Origin of the sequence: Citrobacter sp. RHBSTW-00986 (genome assembly GCF_013783065.1) — a bacterium.
Lineage (GTDB): Bacteria > Pseudomonadota > Gammaproteobacteria > Enterobacterales > Enterobacteriaceae > Citrobacter > Citrobacter braakii.
Window position 1 is genome coordinate 359,517 of record NZ_CP056200.1, and the last position, 17,473, is coordinate 376,989.

Annotated in this window: 18 protein-coding genes and 1 pseudogene; 11 read left to right on the top strand and 8 right to left on the bottom strand. The window is 53.5% G+C overall.

Annotated features, from left to right (window positions below; translation table 11 throughout):
- Positions 1–66: 66 nt before the first annotated feature.
- Positions 67–1,248 (bottom strand): MFS transporter TsgA, encoded by a 1,182-nt coding sequence (gene tsgA / locus HV345_RS01655; RefSeq protein ID WP_016154778.1) that lies wholly within the window; start codon positions 1,246–1,248, stop codon positions 67–69.
- A gap of 264 nt (positions 1,249–1,512) precedes the next feature.
- On the opposite strand from tsgA, the gene ppiA reads away from it, so the two are divergent.
- The 5 genes from ppiA to HV345_RS01680 all read left to right on the top strand — a co-directional run bounded on the left by ppiA (position 1,513) and on the right by HV345_RS01680 (position 4,849).
- Positions 1,513–2,085 (top strand): peptidylprolyl isomerase A, encoded by a 573-nt coding sequence (gene ppiA / locus HV345_RS01660; RefSeq protein WP_019078158.1) that lies wholly within the window; start codon positions 1,513–1,515, stop codon positions 2,083–2,085.
- A 106-nt stretch (positions 2,086–2,191) separates the two neighbouring features.
- Entirely contained in the window at positions 2,192–2,359 is a 168-nt protein-coding gene (locus HV345_RS01665; protein ID WP_016157626.1) for a YhfG family protein, read from the top strand.
- Positions 2,349–2,951 carry a putative adenosine monophosphate-protein transferase Fic gene (locus tag HV345_RS01670; RefSeq protein WP_019078159.1) on the top strand — a complete coding sequence of 201 codons (603 nt, stop codon included), beginning with the start codon at positions 2,349–2,351 and terminating at the stop codon, positions 2,949–2,951. Before HV345_RS01665 ends, HV345_RS01670 begins: the two co-directional genes overlap by 11 nt.
- A 31-nt stretch (positions 2,952–2,982) precedes the next feature.
- The gene (gene pabA, locus HV345_RS01675) at positions 2,983–3,546 is read left to right on the top strand and encodes an aminodeoxychorismate synthase component 2 (RefSeq protein ID WP_016154776.1); all 564 of its coding nucleotides are present in this window, start codon (positions 2,983–2,985) and stop codon (positions 3,544–3,546) included.
- Positions 3,547–3,631: 85 nt separating this feature from the next.
- Positions 3,632–4,849 carry an aspartate aminotransferase family protein gene (locus HV345_RS01680; RefSeq protein WP_181636192.1) on the top strand — a complete coding sequence of 406 codons (1,218 nt, stop codon included), beginning with the start codon at positions 3,632–3,634 and terminating at the stop codon, positions 4,847–4,849.
- Between the two features lie 42 nt (positions 4,850–4,891).
- Here the strand turns inward: HV345_RS01680 and HV345_RS01685 are convergent, their stop codons facing one another.
- Together HV345_RS01685 and crp are read right to left on the bottom strand one after the other, a co-directional pair.
- Positions 4,892–6,979, bottom strand: coding sequence for a YccS/YhfK family putative transporter (locus tag HV345_RS01685; protein WP_181636684.1), 2,088 nt, complete (start codon positions 6,977–6,979; stop codon positions 4,892–4,894).
- 51 nt (positions 6,980–7,030) lie between these two features.
- On the bottom strand, positions 7,031–7,663 hold the full coding sequence (gene crp, locus HV345_RS01690; protein ID WP_000242758.1) for a cAMP-activated global transcriptional regulator CRP: 633 nt from the start codon (positions 7,661–7,663) through the stop codon (positions 7,031–7,033).
- A 308-nt stretch (positions 7,664–7,971) separates the two neighbouring features.
- On the opposite strand from crp, the gene HV345_RS01695 reads away from it, so the two are divergent.
- Complete coding sequence (locus HV345_RS01695) at positions 7,972–8,379, top strand: OsmC family protein (protein WP_016154773.1); 408 nt, start codon at positions 7,972–7,974, stop codon at positions 8,377–8,379.
- 93 nt (positions 8,380–8,472) lie between these two features.
- Here HV345_RS01695 and HV345_RS01700 read toward each other — a convergent pair whose 3' ends face one another.
- The 4 genes and pseudogenes from HV345_RS01700 to HV345_RS01715 form a co-directional block, all read right to left on the bottom strand.
- Complete coding sequence (locus HV345_RS01700; RefSeq protein WP_003827751.1) at positions 8,473–9,342, bottom strand: phosphoribulokinase; 870 nt, start codon at positions 9,340–9,342, stop codon at positions 8,473–8,475.
- Between the two features lie 53 nt (positions 9,343–9,395).
- A complete protein-coding gene (locus tag HV345_RS01705) occupies positions 9,396–9,614 on the bottom strand; it encodes a YheU family protein (protein ID WP_003023615.1) in 219 nt (72 codons plus the stop codon).
- Positions 9,611–10,679 (bottom strand): annotated as a pseudogene (locus tag HV345_RS01710) (hydrolase). The gene HV345_RS01705 and the pseudogene HV345_RS01710 overlap by 4 nt, the downstream one beginning before the upstream one ends.
- Positions 10,680–10,783: 104 nt before the next feature.
- Positions 10,784–12,685 (bottom strand): ABC transporter ATP-binding protein, encoded by a 1,902-nt coding sequence (locus tag HV345_RS01715; protein ID WP_181636193.1) that lies wholly within the window; start codon positions 12,683–12,685, stop codon positions 10,784–10,786.
- Positions 12,686–12,817: 132 nt separating this feature from the next.
- On the opposite strand from HV345_RS01715, the gene kefG reads away from it, so the two are divergent.
- The 4 genes from kefG to slyD all read left to right on the top strand — a co-directional run bounded on the left by kefG (position 12,818) and on the right by slyD (position 16,083).
- A complete protein-coding gene (kefG, locus tag HV345_RS01720; RefSeq protein ID WP_003023629.1) occupies positions 12,818–13,369 on the top strand; it encodes a glutathione-regulated potassium-efflux system ancillary protein KefG in 552 nt (183 codons plus the stop codon).
- Entirely contained in the window at positions 13,369–15,174 is a 1,806-nt protein-coding gene (gene kefB / locus HV345_RS01725; RefSeq protein ID WP_016154769.1) for a glutathione-regulated potassium-efflux system protein KefB, read from the top strand. The genes kefG and kefB overlap by 1 nt, the downstream gene beginning before the upstream one ends.
- A gap of 8 nt (positions 15,175–15,182) precedes the next feature.
- Positions 15,183–15,383, top strand: a complete 201-nt coding sequence (locus HV345_RS01730) for a YheV family putative zinc ribbon protein (protein WP_016154768.1) — start codon at positions 15,183–15,185, stop codon at positions 15,381–15,383.
- Positions 15,384–15,477: 94 nt separating this feature from the next.
- Positions 15,478–16,083 carry a peptidylprolyl isomerase gene (slyD, locus tag HV345_RS01735; RefSeq protein WP_003023634.1) on the top strand — a complete coding sequence of 202 codons (606 nt, stop codon included), beginning with the start codon at positions 15,478–15,480 and terminating at the stop codon, positions 16,081–16,083.
- Positions 16,084–16,133: 50 nt separating this feature from the next.
- Here the strand turns inward: slyD and HV345_RS01740 are convergent, their stop codons facing one another.
- On the bottom strand, positions 16,134–16,352 hold the full coding sequence (locus HV345_RS01740) for a protein SlyX (protein WP_003023639.1): 219 nt from the start codon (positions 16,350–16,352) through the stop codon (positions 16,134–16,136).
- A gap of 232 nt (positions 16,353–16,584) precedes the next feature.
- Here HV345_RS01740 and fkpA point away from each other — a divergent pair, with 232 nt between their 5' ends.
- Positions 16,585–17,403: an FKBP-type peptidyl-prolyl cis-trans isomerase gene (gene fkpA / locus HV345_RS01745; protein WP_016154767.1), complete on the top strand. Its 819-nt coding sequence runs from the start codon at positions 16,585–16,587 to the stop codon at positions 17,401–17,403.
- The last annotated feature ends 70 nt before the right edge of the window (positions 17,404–17,473 follow it).

Consider the following 17,473-nt stretch of genomic DNA (forward strand, 5'->3'; position numbering starts at 1 on the left):
CGGCCTACGAACAGCTTGTCTTGTAGGCCGGATAAGATACGTTAGCATCGCCATCCGGCACTCAGATTAATGCGTTGCGGGTGCGTTATGCTGGCGATGACGCGTGACGAACCCAAGAATAAAGCACATCACGAATACGACCGCATACAAGCCGTTAGCCGTCTGCAATGCCGCCAGCGGACCGCTGTGCGCCACGATAGGGCCAGTGACCACGAAAGTGAGCATAGTACCGATGGTGCCACAGGTCAGAACGAAGTTAACCAGTTTAGGTGATGCGACCTTCGTCTGCTGGGAGCCGAGGGTAATGATGGTGGTATAAATCGCGCTGGAGAAGAAGCCCAACGTCAGAATGAACCACGGCATATGCTCCGGCGTACCGGTGATAAACAGATACATCAGGACGGTAGCCACACCCGCCAGTACGGTCAGGATGCGCTGCAAATCGAAGAAACGCAGGATAAAGCTAAATGCCCACATGCCAACCATGTAAGACATCCAGAAGTCGCTGACCAGTTTACCTGCGTCGTTCAGGCTCATGCCCAGACTTTTGGCGTATTCCGGCACCCAAGAGATAAAGCCCAACTGACCGAGGATGTAGCACAGCGCGGCGATCGCCAGGAACAGCACGCCAATGCCCCATTTTTCTTTTACCACTGGCGCGTCCGGTTGCTGCGCGTGTTTACCCAGCGCCGGGAATTCGCAGCCGAAGGTCAGCAGGAAAATGGCGACGTATACCAGGCCGATGCAGGCATAAACCCAATACCATTCGATGCTGCGCGCTAACAGGAATGCTGCCACCATCGGGAAAATCATGCCGGCCATGCTGAAGAAGGAATCAGTAAACAGCAGGCGGGAACCGCGCTGGCGACCTTCGTACATCTGAGTCACCAGGAATGTACCAATCGACATGGTGATACCGCTCACCAGACCCAGTACAAACATGGCGGCTGAGAACAAGGCCAGGCTATGGCTGAGCATCAGTCCGGCGACCGCCAGAACCATCAGGATAAAGCCAAAGCGCAACTGGGTTTTCAGTGGCACAATTTCCATCAGCCATGCATTCAGAAAAATAGAGATCAGAATGCCGGCATTCAGAAAGGTGAAGGTGTTACTCATACTGGAAACGGGCAAATGGAAGTAATCTGCGATGTTTCCCATCACCATCCCGGTGACAATTACCAACGCGCCTGTCAGGGCGTAGGAGAGAAAGCTAATCCATGTGAGCTTGATGCGATTGCTGTTAGTCATGACTGGCCTGTATAGAAGTGTTAGGCGCATTGACTGCGCCGTGAGCGGGCAGATTTTAGGCGCTTTAGTGATGCATTTAAATGTTTATTGGTAATTACTTGCTACGTTACATTTTTTTATGTGATCTAGATCGCATTGAATCTTGAGGCTATAAGGTTACATTTGTTTCAAGTACGTAAAATTAAGTAAAGGGATGGCCTTGTTCTTGAAGGCTCTTTAGAATCAATTCACTTGCTTCATTTCTGCTCTTGTTAAGGAATTCTCATGCTCAAATCGACTCTGGCGGCTGTTGCAGCTGTTCTCGCTCTTTCTGCTCTCTCTCCCGCAGCACTGGCAGCAAAAGGTGACCCGCATGTCCTGCTGACAACCTCTGCCGGTAACATTGAGCTGGAGCTGAACAGTCAGAAAGCCCCAGTTTCAGTGAAAAACTTTGTCGATTATGTCAACAGCGGTTTCTATAACAACACCACGTTCCACCGCGTGATCCCTGGCTTCATGGTGCAGGGCGGCGGTTTTACCGAGCAGATGCAGCAGAAGAAACCTAACCCTCCAATCAAGAATGAAGCTGATAACGGACTGCGTAATACCCGCGGCACGATTGCCATGGCGCGTACAGCAGATAAAGACAGCGCGACCAGCCAGTTCTTTATCAATATTGCAGACAATGCGTTCCTCGATCACGGCCAGCGCGACTTTGGGTACGCGGTCTTCGGTAAAGTTGTGAAAGGTATGGATGTCGCGGATAAGATCTCTCAGGTGCAGACCCATGATGTTGGTCCTTACCAGAATGTCCCGTCAAAACCGATTGTTATCCTGTCTGCCAAAGTCCTGCCGTAAACGTCTTTTGCGCGGGCAGTTCCTGTCCGCGTTCTTTCCCTTCTCTGCGTAACCTGAAATTGCCGCTTATACTTGTGGCAAGTGTCGGCTCATTCAGGGAGGTCACGTGAAAAAACTCACCGATAAACAAAAGTCCAGACTCTGGGAACAACGGCGAAATGCCAATTTCCAGGCCAGTCGGCGGCTGGAAGGCGTGGATATTCCACGGGTGACTCTGAGCACGGAAGACGCCCTGGCGCGTCTTGAAGAGTTGAGGGGGCACTATGAGCGATAAATTCGGTGATGGACGCGATCCCTATTTGTATCCGGGCCTGAATGTCATGCGTAACCGTCTGGGGATTCATCAGGCGCAGCGCCTGGCGCAGGCGGCGTATGAACTGACGGCGCTGCGTGCGGCCACTATCGAATTAGGCCCGCTTAAACGGGGCTTGCCGCATCTGTGCGCCATTCATCGCCAACTGTATCGGGATATTTTTGACTGGGCGGGACATCTGCGAGAAGTGGATATTTACCAGGGCGATACCCGCTTTTGTCATTTCGCTTATATCGAGAAAGAGGGCAATGCGCTGATGCAGGACCTGGAAGACGAGTCCTGGTTGGTGGGGTTACCGGAAGATAAGTTTGTGGATCGTCTTGCGCACTATTATTGCGAAATCAACATGCTGCATCCGTTTCGTATTGGCAGCGGTCTGGCACAGCGAATTTTTTTCGAACAGTTAGCGATTCATGCCGGGTATATATTGAGCTGGGATGACATTCCGGTTGAGGAGTGGAACCTGGCTAATCAGAGTGGGGCGATGGGTGACCTGTCTGCGCTTCGGGCGATATTTCGTAAAGTGGTAAGCGAAGCCCCGGAAACTGAGTAGAATAGCGCGGTTCTTATGTACCGGAGCCGCCATGATCCTGCTTATCGATAACTATGATTCTTTTACCTGGAACCTGTACCAATACTTCTGCGAACTGGGCGCTGATGTCCTTGTCAGGCGCAACGACGAACTGACGCTGGCGCAAATCGACGCGCTAAGCCCGCAAAAAATCGTAATATCCCCAGGCCCCTGCACGCCGGATGACGCTGGTATCTCATTGGATGTTATTCGTCATTTCGCGGGCAAGACACCCCTGCTGGGTGTTTGTCTGGGACATCAGGCTATGGCGCAGGCCTTTGGCGCGACAGTGGTTCGGGCAGCTAAAGTGATGCACGGTAAAACCTCGCCAATTACGCATAACGGGCAGGGTGTTTTTCAGGGGCTCGCCAACCCATTAACGGTGACGCGCTACCATTCTCTGGTGGTTGCCCCCGCGACGCTTCCTGACTGCTTTGAGGTGACGGCCTGGAGTGAAACGCAGGAGATTATGGGCATTCGTCACCGCGAGTGGGATATGGAAGGTGTGCAGTTTCACCCGGAGAGTATTCTCAGCGAGCAGGGGCATCAACTGCTGGCTAATTTCCTCAACAGGTGATTTGTGGTTGCTATTCAGTGATTTTTTATTCATATTTTGTGATTATAATTTCACTAACATTTCTGCTTAACAGGGTGGCAATGACATGGCAACTGAACAAACTGCAATTACGCGCGCGACATTCGATGAAGTGATTCTGCCGATTTATGCACCGGCTGAGTTTATCCCGGTAAAAGGGAAAGGGAGTCGAGTCTGGGATCAACAGGGCAAAGAGTATGTTGATTTCGCGGGCGGCATTGCAGTTACTGCACTAGGGCATTGCCATCCGGCCCTGGTGGAGGCGTTAAAAACCCAGGGTGAAACCCTGTGGCATACCAGCAACGTTTTCACCAACGAACCGGCGTTGCGCCTGGGCCGTAAAATCATTGATGCGACCTTCGCCGAGCGCGTGCTGTTCATGAATTCGGGTACCGAAGCTAACGAAACTGCCTTTAAGCTGGCGCGCCACTATGCCTGCGTGCGCCATAGCCCGTTCAAAACCAAAATCATTGCCTTCCACAATGCGTTTCACGGTCGTTCGCTGTTTACCGTGTCCGTCGGCGGGCAGCCAAAATACTCTGACGGTTTTGGACCAAAACCAGCGGATATCATCCATGTACCGTTTAACGATCTGCATGCGGTCAAAGCGGTGATGGACGATCACACCTGTGCGGTGGTGGTTGAGCCTATTCAGGGGGAAGGTGGCGTCACTGCGGCAACGCCGGAATTCCTGCAAGGTTTGCGTGAACTTTGCGACCAACACCAGGCGCTATTGGTATTGGATGAAGTGCAGAGCGGGATGGGCCGTACCGGCGATCTGTTTGCCTATATGCACTACGGCGTGACGCCGGATATCCTCACCAGCGCAAAGGCTCTCGGCGGCGGCTTCCCGGTGAGCGCGGTGCTGACCACCCAAGAGATTGCCTCCGCATTTCATGTGGGTTCGCACGGTTCCACTTACGGTGGCAATCCGCTGGCCTGCGCAGTTGCGGGGGCAGCGTTTGATATCATCAACACGCCGGAAGTGTTGGAAGGTATTCAGGCTAAACGTCAGACGTTTGTCCAGCATTTGCACAAAATTGATCAACAGTTCGACATTTTTAGCGATATTCGCGGGATGGGGCTGCTGATTGGCGCCGAGCTGAAGCCGCAGTTTAAAGGCCGGGCGCGCGATTTCCTGTATGCCGCCGCGCACGAAGGAGTGATGGTACTCAACGCCGGATCGGACGTGATGCGTTTCGCGCCGTCGCTGGTAGTTGAGCAGGCGGATATCGATGAAGGGATGCAGCGTTTCGCACAAGCGGTAGCGAAAGTCGTTGCCTGATTACCTGTTGCCGGATAAGCACAGCGCATCCGGCAGTCGATCTTAACCTTTCATGTCCCGCAGACGGCGGCTCAGCCAGATTCCGTGGTGCGGTCGCTGACGCCATGCTACCGACGAAATGGTGTGCATGGTGTTCAGATGCCCCAGTACCCGTTGCAGATGCTGCTCAAGGGTGCTTAACGGACCGTGGGACAGCATCTCTGGCGCTTCGAGAATATTCACATCGCCTGAGCTTCCCGGTCCGTCATATTCCAGCCGCTGCTGACAGCGCTGGAGCGCAATTTCACAGGATTCCAGATACCGCTGCGCTAAATCCGGCGTCAGCATTGTGTGTTCCCTTGCCAGTGTGGTCATCGCGTTGATGTGCTCGACGATGAACTGGCTGTGCGTGACCCACAGTTTCATGTCCGCCAGGTAGTGCGAGTTGAATCCTGGCTCCTGCATCGCCTGGTTCAGTGAGTTGAACAACGTGTTATGCGCCTGATTGACCCGCATGCGTTGATACGCCAGCGGCGTGGCCTGCGGATCGTTGCTGAGGATCAGGCGAATGGCCTCCTGATCGGCTTCTAACGCATCATGGGCGTTCTTACGCAGCAGGCCGCTCTGCCACTGCGGCCACAGCCAGAGTGTACCGCCAAAGGCGATTAAGCAGCCAATAACCGTATCGACAAACCGCGGCACGATAAACTGTTCTCCGTTCAGCGTCAGCAGTTGCAGGGTGTATACCGCCGTGACCGTAAAGCCGACGGTAGCCCAGCCGTAGTTTTTGCGCATGATCAGATAGCTACCCAGGGTAATCAGCAGCATGCCTGCCAGCGTGTAACCTTCCTGAATATGAAAGTGCAGGGTGACTCCGGCAATGACCAGTCCAACGAGCGTTCCTGCTGAACGGTGTAAAATACGTACCCGGGTTGCTCCGTAGCCATTTTGCGTGACGAACAGGATCGTCATCAAAATCCAGTAAGGCTTTGGCAGGTGTAAAGCGCTGCCCATCAGGCTGGCGATACTCAGCATGACGCTGATGCGCCCGGCATTACGCAGCGCCGGTGATTTCAACGACAGATAGTTTTTCAGGGCCGGGATCAGCGGCAACCGACGCTGCTTGTCCGCCATTAAATCTCGGGCGTACAGCGGTCGCTGGGTGCGTAGCACGCGGGCAATACGGCTGAAGTGCCAGTAGCAAAATTGTCCCACCGGATTGTCCGGATGCTGGTTGGCGATTTTCTCCAGCGTGCCAATCTGCTTGTCCATCGAGAAACGGGTCGGCAAGCGGTGATACAAAATATCATCGGCCAGTACCCGGAGGCGTTCGGCGACGGTGCGCGCATTCCAGCGAATCACCTGTTCGGCGTGGCTACGTTCGACCAGCTTTTGCACCTCTTCCGGCTGGTGAAGGCTGACGGAAATATGCTCCTGCAAATCCAGCGCCTCCTGAAAGGCACGCAGCAGGCGCTTGTAATCGTTGTTGCGATGCGCCGACAGCATATGCATTTGCTGGTAGCACTGGGTAATCAGATCCACCGCTTTCTGCTGGCGAACCAGCAGGGGAGGCAGCGCTTTTTCCGGATCGGCATGCTGGGTCAGCAGGCTGTACTTGGCCTCACAGTAATCGGCTAATTCACGGTACAACAAGCTGAGCGATTCACGGAGCGGCTGCTCGCGCCACATCCAGAACCAGAACCAGTTGAACAGGCCGTACCATAACGTGCCCAGCGCATAGATCAGCAACGGTTCCCAGACGGGCATGTTCCCGACCAGGCTTAGCGTGAAAATCGCGGCGATAAGTGAGGCCGGTAACAGTCGGGCATGCAGAGGGCTGAGCTCGGCGGTTACGCCAAGAATCAGCGTCAGTCCGGTGAGGATAAGCGGCAGCGGTATGGCCTGTGCCAGCAGCAACTGCATGATCAGACTGCAACCGGCAAACAAAGACGCGCCAATAGCTAAACGTTTGAAAAAGCGCTTATGCGGGGTATCAAGACCGGCAATGTTGCAGCAGGCAGGGACCAGGGAGAAGAGGAGTCCTAGATGAAGCTGACCGATGATCAGACCAACAGCCACAGGTAAACATAGCACCAGCGTCTGCCGTAGTGCGTAGTTGATCTCTGGGTGGTATATCAGTCTTCGCCACATCGGTGTAAACAAAAGTGGCGCATCACTGAGTAACGCGCCACTTCGATGGGGTTAACGGGTGCCGTAGACGACGATGGTCTTACCGTGTGCGGAGATCAGGTTTTGATCTTCCAGCATCTTCAGAATACGACCAACGGTCTCACGGGAGCAGCCAACGATCTGGCCGATTTCCTGACGGGTGATTTTAATCTGCATGCCGTCCGGGTGGGTCATCGCATCAGGCTGTTTCGCCAGATTCAGCAGAGTCTGCGCGATACGACCCGTTACGTCGAGGAAGGCAAGGTTGCCGACTTTTTCAGACGTGACCTGCAGGCGACGTGCCATCTGTGAAGACAGGCGCATCAGAATATCCGGGTTGACCTGGATTAATTGGCGAAATTTTTTGTATGAAATTTCAGCGACTTCACATGCGGTTTTGGCACGTACCCAGGCGCTACGTTCCTGACCTTCTTCGAAGAGGCCTAATTCACCAATAAAATCGCCCTGATTCAGATAAGAAAGGATCATTTCTTTCCCTTCTTCATCTTTGATCAGCACTGCCACTGAGCCTTTAACGATGTAATACAACGTTTCCGCTTTTTCACCCTGGTGAATCAGCGTGCTCTTCGATGGGTACTTATGAATATGGCAATGAGACAAGAACCATTCGAGAGTCGGGTCTGTTTGCGGTTTGCCAAGCACCATGCGCGGTTATCCTCTGTTATAAGCTGTCTCCAGAGCCAGAAAACGACGCTGCCTCTGGGTTTGCAAAAATATGCTTCCCGCTACCTGGGAAAGGGGCTGTCAAAAATTAACTGCAGCCTGTAATGTGATGTCCTCTGCATACATGCAGTACGTCAATGTATTACTGTAGCATCCTGACTGTTTTAGCATAGCTTTCGCCGTGTGTCTCCTGGTGTCTCGCTTCAGCATGACGCAGGTCGCCTTCCGTTGCGAGAATTGTTATGTACGCGTAATCTGTCAGGAAAATTGAAACATTGGAGTTACGAAATATGCAAGCGCGTGTAAAGTGGGTTGAGGGGTTAACCTTCCTCGGTGAGTCCGCCTCTGGCCACCAAATTTTGATGGACGGTAACTCCGGTGATAAAGCGCCGAGCCCGATGGAAATGGTATTAATGGCTGCGGGTGGTTGCAGCGCAATTGATGTGGTTTCGATCCTGCAAAAAGGCCGTCAGGATGTGACCAACTGCGAAGTGAAACTGACCTCAGAGCGTCGTGATGAAGCGCCGCGCCTGTTTACCCACATTAACCTGCATTTCATCGTAACGGGTAACGATCTGAAAGATGCGTCCGTTTCGCGCGCAGTCGATCTCTCTGCGGAAAAATATTGCTCTGTGGCGCTGATGCTGGAAAAGGCGGTGAACATTACCCACTCCTATGAAGTGGTTGCTGCTTCGTGATGTCATGCCTGATGGCGTTTCACTTATCAGGCCTACAGGATATAAACGCGTAGGCCGGATAAGGCATCAGCCGCGATCCGGCAAAATAACACCTTACTCTATCTTTTTGCCTTCCATCAGTCGCTGGACCAGCGGCAGCATAATCAATTCCATCGCCAGACCCATTTTCCCGCCCGGAACAACCAACGTATTGATATGGGAAATGAATGATCCCTGCAGCATGGCCAGTAGCCACGGGAAGTCGATCCCTTCCAGGTTCCGAAAATGAATCACGACAAAGCTTTCATCCAGTGATGGAATACTTTTGGCGGCAAAGGGGTTGGAGGTATCAACGGTCGGTACGCGCTGGAAGTTAATGTGCGTACGGGAAAACTGCGGCGTAATGTAATTGATGTAATCGTCCATTGAGCGCACCACTGAGTCCATCACCGCTTCGCGCGAGTGTCCCCGCTCGCTGGTATCGCGGGTCAGCTTCTGAATCCATTCCAGGTTCACGATCGGCACTACGCCAACCAGCAGATCGACATGCCGCGCCACGTTTTGCTGTGGGGTTACGACGCCGCCGTGTAGTCCTTCATAGAACAGTACATCCGTCGGTTCAGGCAGCGGCTGCCAGGGCGTAAATGTACCCGGAACCTGATTCCACGGTACGGCCTCATCGTAGGTGTGCAGATATTTTCGCGACTGACCTTTGCCCGTTTGGCCGTATTCGATGAAGGTTTGCTCCAGCAGACCGAAGTCATTAGCTTCGGGGCCGAAATAGCTGATATGCCGCCCGGCATCGCGCGCTTTGCGAATCGCCATGTCCATTTCCGGACGGGTATAACGATGAAAACTGTCACCTTCCACCTCGGCGGCGCGCAGATTTAACTGCGCGAAAATTTTACGAAACGCGAGGCTGGTGGTGGTGGTCCCCGCGCCGCTGGACCCTGTTACCGCAATCACCGGATGTTTGGCAGACATAACAACTCCATGAATAGGTTGAATTTTTATTATAGTCGGCCGTCGGCTACGGATTACTCGTGAATCTGCTTCCTCGGCATAATGTTGACCGTTTCATGCAGTTCGGACCATACCAGCACGGCTTCACCAGATTGTAGTTGGCGTTTGACGTCGGCGACTTTTTGTTCGAGCGAGCGTTCATGTTCACCATAATCGGTGCCTTCGCGCAAGACAAAGCTTTCAATCAGATTGTCCAGCGCGTCCGGGGAGATATCTTGCCAGGGGATGATCATGATGATGCCTCCAGATACGTTGTCAGCCAGTCCGGGATTCTGGATTCCAGCCACATCTCAGGACGGCGCACCGTGCCGCCAATGAATCCGACGTGGCCGCCGTGTTCCGTCAGTTGATACTCTACCTGTGAGGGCAGATTTTCCGGTTTAGGGATCACGTGATGATCCATAAACGGATCGTCTTTGGCATGGATAATCAGCGTGGGTTTGGCGATCTGGTTGAGCAACGGCATAGCGCTACACTGACGGTAATAGTCTATAGCATCGGCGAAACCATGGATTTTAGCGGTGATCAAATCGTCAAAATCGCGAATGCGACGCAGAGATTTCAACTGGCCCAGACTCACCGGCAGCGATCCTGGATACGCCTCTAGCTTGCGCGAGGCATTGGCTTTCAACAGGTTTAGCAGGTAGCGCTGATAGACCCGGGAGAATCCCTTGTCCATATGGTAACTACAGGCTTCCAGCACGAAAGGCGCGGAAACGATAACCGCGGCATCAATTGGAATCTCAGTACCTTCTTTTGCCAGCAGGCAGGCCAGCATGTTTCCACCGAGCGAATAGCCTACCGCCGCGGTCGGCACGCGACCGAACTCACGTGCCAGCCAGTGTAAAAACCAGGTGCCATCTTCTGTTTCACCGGAGTGATAAATACGGTTCAGACGATTGGGTTCGCCGCTGCAGCCGCGAAAATGCATCACCACGCCCAGCCAGCCGCGCTTTTGCGCTGCTTCAATCAGGCCATGTGCGTACGGGCTGTTCAGACTGCCTTCCAGACCGTGAAAAACCACCAGGCGCGGTTTATGTTTCGCCTGTTGCGGATCTTCACTCCATGCCAGATCGACAAAATCACCGTCGGGCAATTCCAGACGCTGCCAGTGGGCGTCGAACTTCACCTTGCGGCGAATTAAACGCGGCAGCATCGTCTGCAGATGGCGGTTACTGATACCGCGCATCGGACGGAATTCTCGTGAATCGTCGGTAGGTGGAGTTATTTCTGTGGACGTGATTTCAACCATAACACCAGAGCAATTAATAATCGGAAAGAATAACTATACCGCGCACAGCGCGTGCGGGTTAGCCAATATGTGATTTTGTCGCGAGTCAGTCAGCAGGCAATCATCGGCTATAGTGCCGGATGGCGGCTTCGCCTTATCCGGCACTCATGATTACTCGGCCTGCATCTGCTCAAGCTGTTCCTGAGCCTCCAGCCAGGCCATCTCGCACTCTTCCAGTCCGGATTTCGCACTGGCCTGCTGCTGCAAGCATGCCGTGAGTTCGGCTTTGCGGCTTTGGTCGTACAGTTCGCTATCGCCGAGTTTTTCTTCCGCCTGTGCCAGCTGTGCGTGCAGTTTCTCCATCTCTTTTTCCAGGCGGGAAATCTCTTTACGTAGCGGTTGCGTCAGGGTGCGTAGTTCAGCTTCGCGACGCTTCTGGTCTTTACGTGCCTGGGCGCTGTTAACGCTCTCTTTTACCGGTTCGTCGCTCTGGTTTTCCTGTTTTTGCACATCGCTCAGCCACTGCTGATAATCCTCAAGATCGCCATCAAACGGCTCGACTTTCTTGTCGTGCACCAGATAGAGGTCATCGGTAGTAGAGCGAATCAGGTGACGGTCGTGCGAGACCACAACCAGTGCGCCTTCGAAATCGATCAGCGCTTCGGTCAGCGCCTGACGCATATCCAAATCCAGGTGGTTGGTCGGTTCATCAAGCAGCAGCAGGTTCGGGCGCTGCCAGACGATCAATGCCAGCACCAGACGCGCTTTTTCTCCACCGGAGAAGCGGCGAGTCTCTTCGCTGACTTTATCGCCCTGGAAGCCGAATCCGCCGAGGTAGTCTCGCAGTTTCTGCTCCAGCTCCTGCGGCGCCATGCGTGCCAGGTGCTGTATAGGTGATTCATCGGCGCGTAAAAACTCCAGCTGGTGCTGTGCGAAGTAACCCAGCTTGATGCCTTTTGCCAGGCCAACCTCGCCGCTGATGGGGGCCAGTTCGCCGGCCAGCAGCTTAATCAGCGTAGATTTACCCGCGCCGTTGCGTCCGAGCAGGCCGATGCGAGACCCCGGCACCAGATTCAGTTTGATCGAATCGAGAATGACGCGGTCGCCGTAGCCGGCGCTGACCTTTTCCATCTTTAACAGCGGGTTCGGCAGGCTTTCCGGCTCGCGGAAGCTGAAGTGGAACGGGTTGTCCACGTGCGCAGGGGCAATCAGCTCCATGCGTTCCAGCATTTTGATACGGCTCTGCGCCTGCTTTGCTTTGGTGGCTTTGGCGCGGAAACGATCGATATAGCTTTGCAGATGCGCCACGCGCTCCTGCTGGCTTTCGTACATTGCCTGTTGCTGTGCGAGGCGGGTCGCTCGCTGGATTTCAAACGCGCTGTAGTTGCCGGTGTACTCGAACATCGTTTGCTGTTCGATATGAATAATTTTATCCACCACCGGGTCGAGGAAGTCACGGTCGTGGGAGATCAAAATCAGCGTGCCCTGATAGCTTTTCAGCCATCTTTCCAGCCAGATCACCGCGTCGAGATCGAGGTGGTTGGTTGGTTCATCGAGCAGCAGCAGGTCTGAACGGCAAATCAGCGCCTGAGCCAGGTTGAGACGCATACGCCAGCCACCGGAAAAATCGCTGACGGGACGTTCAAGCTGTTCGTTGGAGAAGCCGAGGCCATGCAGCAGGCTGGCGGCGCGTGAGCGCACAGTCCAGGCGTCGATGGCATCCAGCTTGCCATGGACGGTGGCAATGGCGTGTCCATCGTTACGTTCGTTGGCATCGTTCAACTGTGCTTCCAGTTGACGATACTCGCGGTCGCCGTCAATCACATACTCCAACGCCGGCTGTGGCAACGCAGGCGTTTCCTGATTAACCCACGCGAGCTGCCAGTTTCCCGGATAGGTAAATCCTCCGGCGTCGGCGCTGAGTTCATTTTTCAGCAATGCCAGCAGGGTAGATTTACCGCAGCCATTTTTACCTACCAGGCCAACTTTCTGCCCTGGATTAATGGTGGCCGTGGCATTTTCCAGCAAGACGCGCACGCCGCGACGAATTTGTAACGATGAGAAAACAATCATAAGGCGCCGTATGTTCAGACTATGTTAATTTATCATTATGATAATGTAATGTGTGGGCCATTTGCCGCACCGAGGCGCAATGGTAGCCCAAAACGTCGAAAATAGACAAAAGACAAAACCGGGAGGGGGATGATGTTCCAGCCAGCGAAAGTCTTGCTGCTGTATGCCCATCCGGAATCTCAGGACTCGGTCGCGAACCGGGTACTGCTTAAACCGGCCATGCAGCTCAGCAATGTTACCGTGCACGACCTGTACGCGCACTATCCTGACTTTTTTATCGACATTCCGCATGAGCAGGCGCTGCTGCGCGAGCATGATGTGATTGTTTTTCAGCATCCGCTCTACACCTATAGCTGCCCGGCATTGTTAAAGGAGTGGCTTGACCGCGTACTGAGTCGAGGATTTGCCAGCGGCCCCGGGGGGAATCAACTGGCGGGAAAGTACTGGCGGAGCGTTATCACTACCGGAGAGCCGGAAAGCGCCTACCGCTATGACGCGCTAAACCGTTATCCAATGAGCGATGTACTGCGCCCTTTTGAGCTAACGGCCGGTATGTGCCGCATGCACTGGATGAGCCCTATCATTGTCTACTGGGCCAGACGGCAAACGAAACAGGAGCTGGACAGCCATGCGAAAGCGTATGGTGACTGGCTGGCGAATCCGATCCCTGTGGGAGGCCGCTGATGGAAGGTTCTGATTTATTGACTGCCGGCGTGTTGTTCCTCTTCGCGGCGGTGGCTGCCGTTCCGCTGGCCTCAAAACTGGGTATCGGTCCGGTGCTGGGTTACTTGCTGGCGGGGATTGCTATTGGCCCATGGGGATTAGGGTTCATCAGCGACGTGGATGAAATCTTACACTTTTCCGAACTGGGCGTAGTTTTTCTGATGTTCATCATTGGGCTGGAACTTAATCCAGCCAAACTGTGGCAATTGCGGCGTTCAATTTTTGGCGTCGGCGCCGCGCAGGTGATGCTAAGTGCGGTCGTGCTGGCAGGGCTACTGATGCTTACAGCGTTCTCCTGGCAGGCGGCAGTGGTTGGCGGCATTGGTCTGGCGATGTCATCGACCGCTATGGCGCTACAGTTGATGCGCGAAAAAGGCATGAACCGCAGTGAATCCGGACAACTGGGCTTTTCGGTGCTGCTGTTTCAAGATCTGGCGGTGATCCCCGCGTTGGCGCTGGTTCCGCTGCTGGCGGGATCTGCTGACGAACATTTTGACTGGATCAAAGTAGGGATGAAGGTGCTGGCCTTTGCCGGCATGCTGATTGGCGGGCGTTATTTGCTGCGTCCGGTTTTCCGCTTTATTGCGGATTCTGGCGTGCGGGAAGTGTTCACCGCCGCCACGCTGCTGTTAGTGCTGGGTTCTGCTTTATTTATGGATGCGCTGGGTCTGTCGATGGCGCTGGGGACCTTTATCGCGGGCGTTCTGCTGGCGGAAAGCGAATACCGACATGAGTTGGAAACGGCAATCGATCCGTTTAAAGGCCTGTTGCTTGGCCTGTTTTTTATCTCCGTAGGTATGTCGCTTAACCTTGGCGTGCTCTATACCCATATTTTGTGGGTGGCGGCGAGCGTGATGGTGCTGGTGGTCGTAAAAATGCTGGTGCTGTATGTACTGGCGCGTCTTAACGGCATGAGAAGCTCAGAACGGATGCAGTTTGCCGGGGTTTTAAGCCAGGGCGGTGAATTCGCTTTCGTGCTGTTTTCAACGGCCTCTTCCCAACGGCTGTTTCAGGGTGACCAAATGGCGCTGTTGTTGGTGACCGTCACGCTGTCGATGATGACCACGCCGCTGGTGATGAAGTTGATTGATAAATGGCTCTCCCGCCAGTTTAACGGCACGGATGAAGAAGATGAAAAACCCTGGGTGGAAGATGATAAACCGCAGGTGATTGTGGTGGGTTTTGGGCGCTTTGGTCAGGTTATTGGTCGTCTGTTGATGGCCAATAAAATGCGTATTACCGTCCTGGAAAGAGATATCAGCGCAGTGAATCTAATGCGCAAATATGGCTATAAGGTCTATTACGGTGATGCCACGCAGGTGGATCTGTTGCGTTCCGCGGGTGCAGAAGCCGCACAGTCTATTGTTATTACCTGTAATGAACCTGAAGACACTATGAAGCTGGTGGAGCTGTGCCAACAGTATTTTCCGCATTTGCATATTCTTGCGCGTGCGCGCGGACGTGTAGAGGCGCATGAGTTATTACAGGCTGGTGTGACGCAGTTTTCCCGCGAAACATTTTCCAGTGCGCTGGAGTTAGGGCGAAAAACGCTGGTTACGCTAGGGATGCATCCGCACCAGGCTCAGCGCGCTCAGCTGCATTTTCGGCGGCTGGATATGCGCATGTTGCGGGAACTGATCCCCATGCACACGGATACGGTACAAATCTCCCGAGCCAGGGAAGCCCGGCGCGAGCTTGAGGAGATTTTCCAACGAGAGATGCAGCAAGAGCGACGTCAGCTGGATGGCTGGGATGAATTTGAGTAGAGGTAACCATGGCAATTCGTAAACGTTTTATCGCAGGCGCAAAATGTCCGTCCTGCCAGGCGCAGGATACGCTGGCGATGTGGCGCGAAAATAATATCGATATTGTTGAGTGTGTTAAGTGCGGTCATCAGATGCGGGAAGCCGATAAAGAGGCGCGCGAGCACGTTCGCAAAGAAGAGCAAGTGATCGGGATTTTTCATCCGGACTAGCGATATGGCGCAGCTTTTTTTAAGCTAGAGGGTACACGGGTGCAGAATTCCGCTACAATCTGCGCCACTATTCTTTCCATGCTCAGGAGATATCATGAAAGTAGCAAAGGACCTGGTGGTCAGCCTGGCCTATCAGGTACGTACAGAAGACGGTGTGTTGGTTGATGAGTCTCCGGTGAGTGCACCGCTGGACTACCTGCATGGTCACGGTTCCCTGATTTCTGGCCTGGAAACAGCGCTGGACGGTCATGAAGTTGGCGACAAATTCGATGTTGCTGTTGGCGCAAACGACGCATACGGTCAGTACGACGAAAACCTGGTGCAGCGCGTTCCTAAAGACGTCTTCATGGGCGTTGATGAACTGCAGGTTGGCATGCGTTTCCTGGCTGAAACTGACCAGGGTCCAGTACCAGTAGAAATTACCGAAGTGGAAGACGACCACGTTGTGGTTGACGGTAACCACATGCTGGCTGGCCAGAATCTGAAATTCAACGTAGAAGTTGTCGCTATCCGCGAAGCGACCGAAGAAGAGCTGGCTCACGGTCACGTTCACGGTGCGCACGGTCACGACCACGATCATGACCACGGTCATGACGGTTGCTGCGGTGGTCACGGTCACGACCATGGTCACGAGCACGGTGGCGAAGGCTGCTGCGGCGGTGGCGGTAAAGGTAACGGCGGCGGTTGCGGTTGCCACTAATTGTTATACGGCATAAAAAAAAAGCGGGAATATCCCGCTTTTTTTATGTCTCAATAATGTGGCGGCGGGGTCTCTTCAGACTGCGACGCGATGTGGGACGGCTGCGTTGCCTTGAGCTTCTCCGTCAATAAACGCAGATGGTCGCGGAGTTTTGCCATTTCCAGTTCATGCGCGGTCACCGTCACGTTGAGCTCTTCAATGGTTATCTCCTGAAATGCCAGGCGACTTTCCAGTTCAGCCAGGCGAGTTTCCATTGTTGTATCCTGCATGATTCACCTCTTTCTTTTTTCTCCGGCAGATCGCGGACTGCGGCGAATTCTACTTAACTTTGCCTGTTTGCACAGCACTCAATCTTCGGTCACGAAACTAATTTAAACAAAAAGAGTCTGAAAAGTGGTGATAATAGGGCGTGCCCGTATGTTGATTTGTTCTGCAACGCTTTATAGTACATTTTTATGTTAGCTAACCTTGGGGTGAGATGCCCCGGCCCTGGAGATATGGATGAAATCACTGTTTAAAGTAACGCTGCTGGCGACCACAATGGCTGTTGCTCTGCATGCCCCGATCACCTTCGCTGCTGACGCTGCGAAACCAGCCGCTACTGCTGACAGCAAAGCAGCATTCAAGAATGACGATCAAAAAGCCGCTTACGCGCTGGGCGCGTCCCTGGGTCGTTATATGGAAAACTCTCTGAAAGAGCAGGAAAAACTGGGCATCAAACTGGATAAAGATCAGCTGATCGCTGGCGTTCAGGATGCGTTTGCAGACAAGAGCAAACTGTCTGACCAGGAAATCGAACAAACTCTGCAGGCGTTTGAAGCACGCGTGAAGAGCTCCGCTCAGGCGAAAATGGAAAAAGACGCGGCTGACAATGAAGCCAAAGGTAAAGTTTACCGCGAGAAATTTGCTAAAGAGAAGGGCGTTAAAACCTCTTCTACTGGCCTGGTCTATAAAGTAGAGAAAGAAGGTACCGGCGCTGCACCGAAAGATAGCGATACCGTGGTAGTCAACTACAAAGGTACGCTGATTGATGGTAAAGAGTTTGATAACTCTTATACCCGCGGTGAGCCGCTCTCTTTCCGTCTTGACGGTGTTATCCCAGGCTGGACCGAAGGCCTGAAAAACATCAAGAAAGGCGGCAAAATCCAGCTGGTTATCCCGCCGGATCTGGCTTACGGCAAAACCGGCGTACCGGGCATTCCGGCTAACTCTACGCTGGTCTTTGATGTTGAACTGTTAGACATCAAACCGGCACCGAAAGCCGATGCGCAGCCAGATGCTGCACCGGCAGCTAAAGCTGCGGACAGCAGCAAAAAGTAAGTAACCAGATACCGCCGCCCACAGGGCGGCGGTTTTTTATTATCGACAGGATATAATTAATACTGGAAAG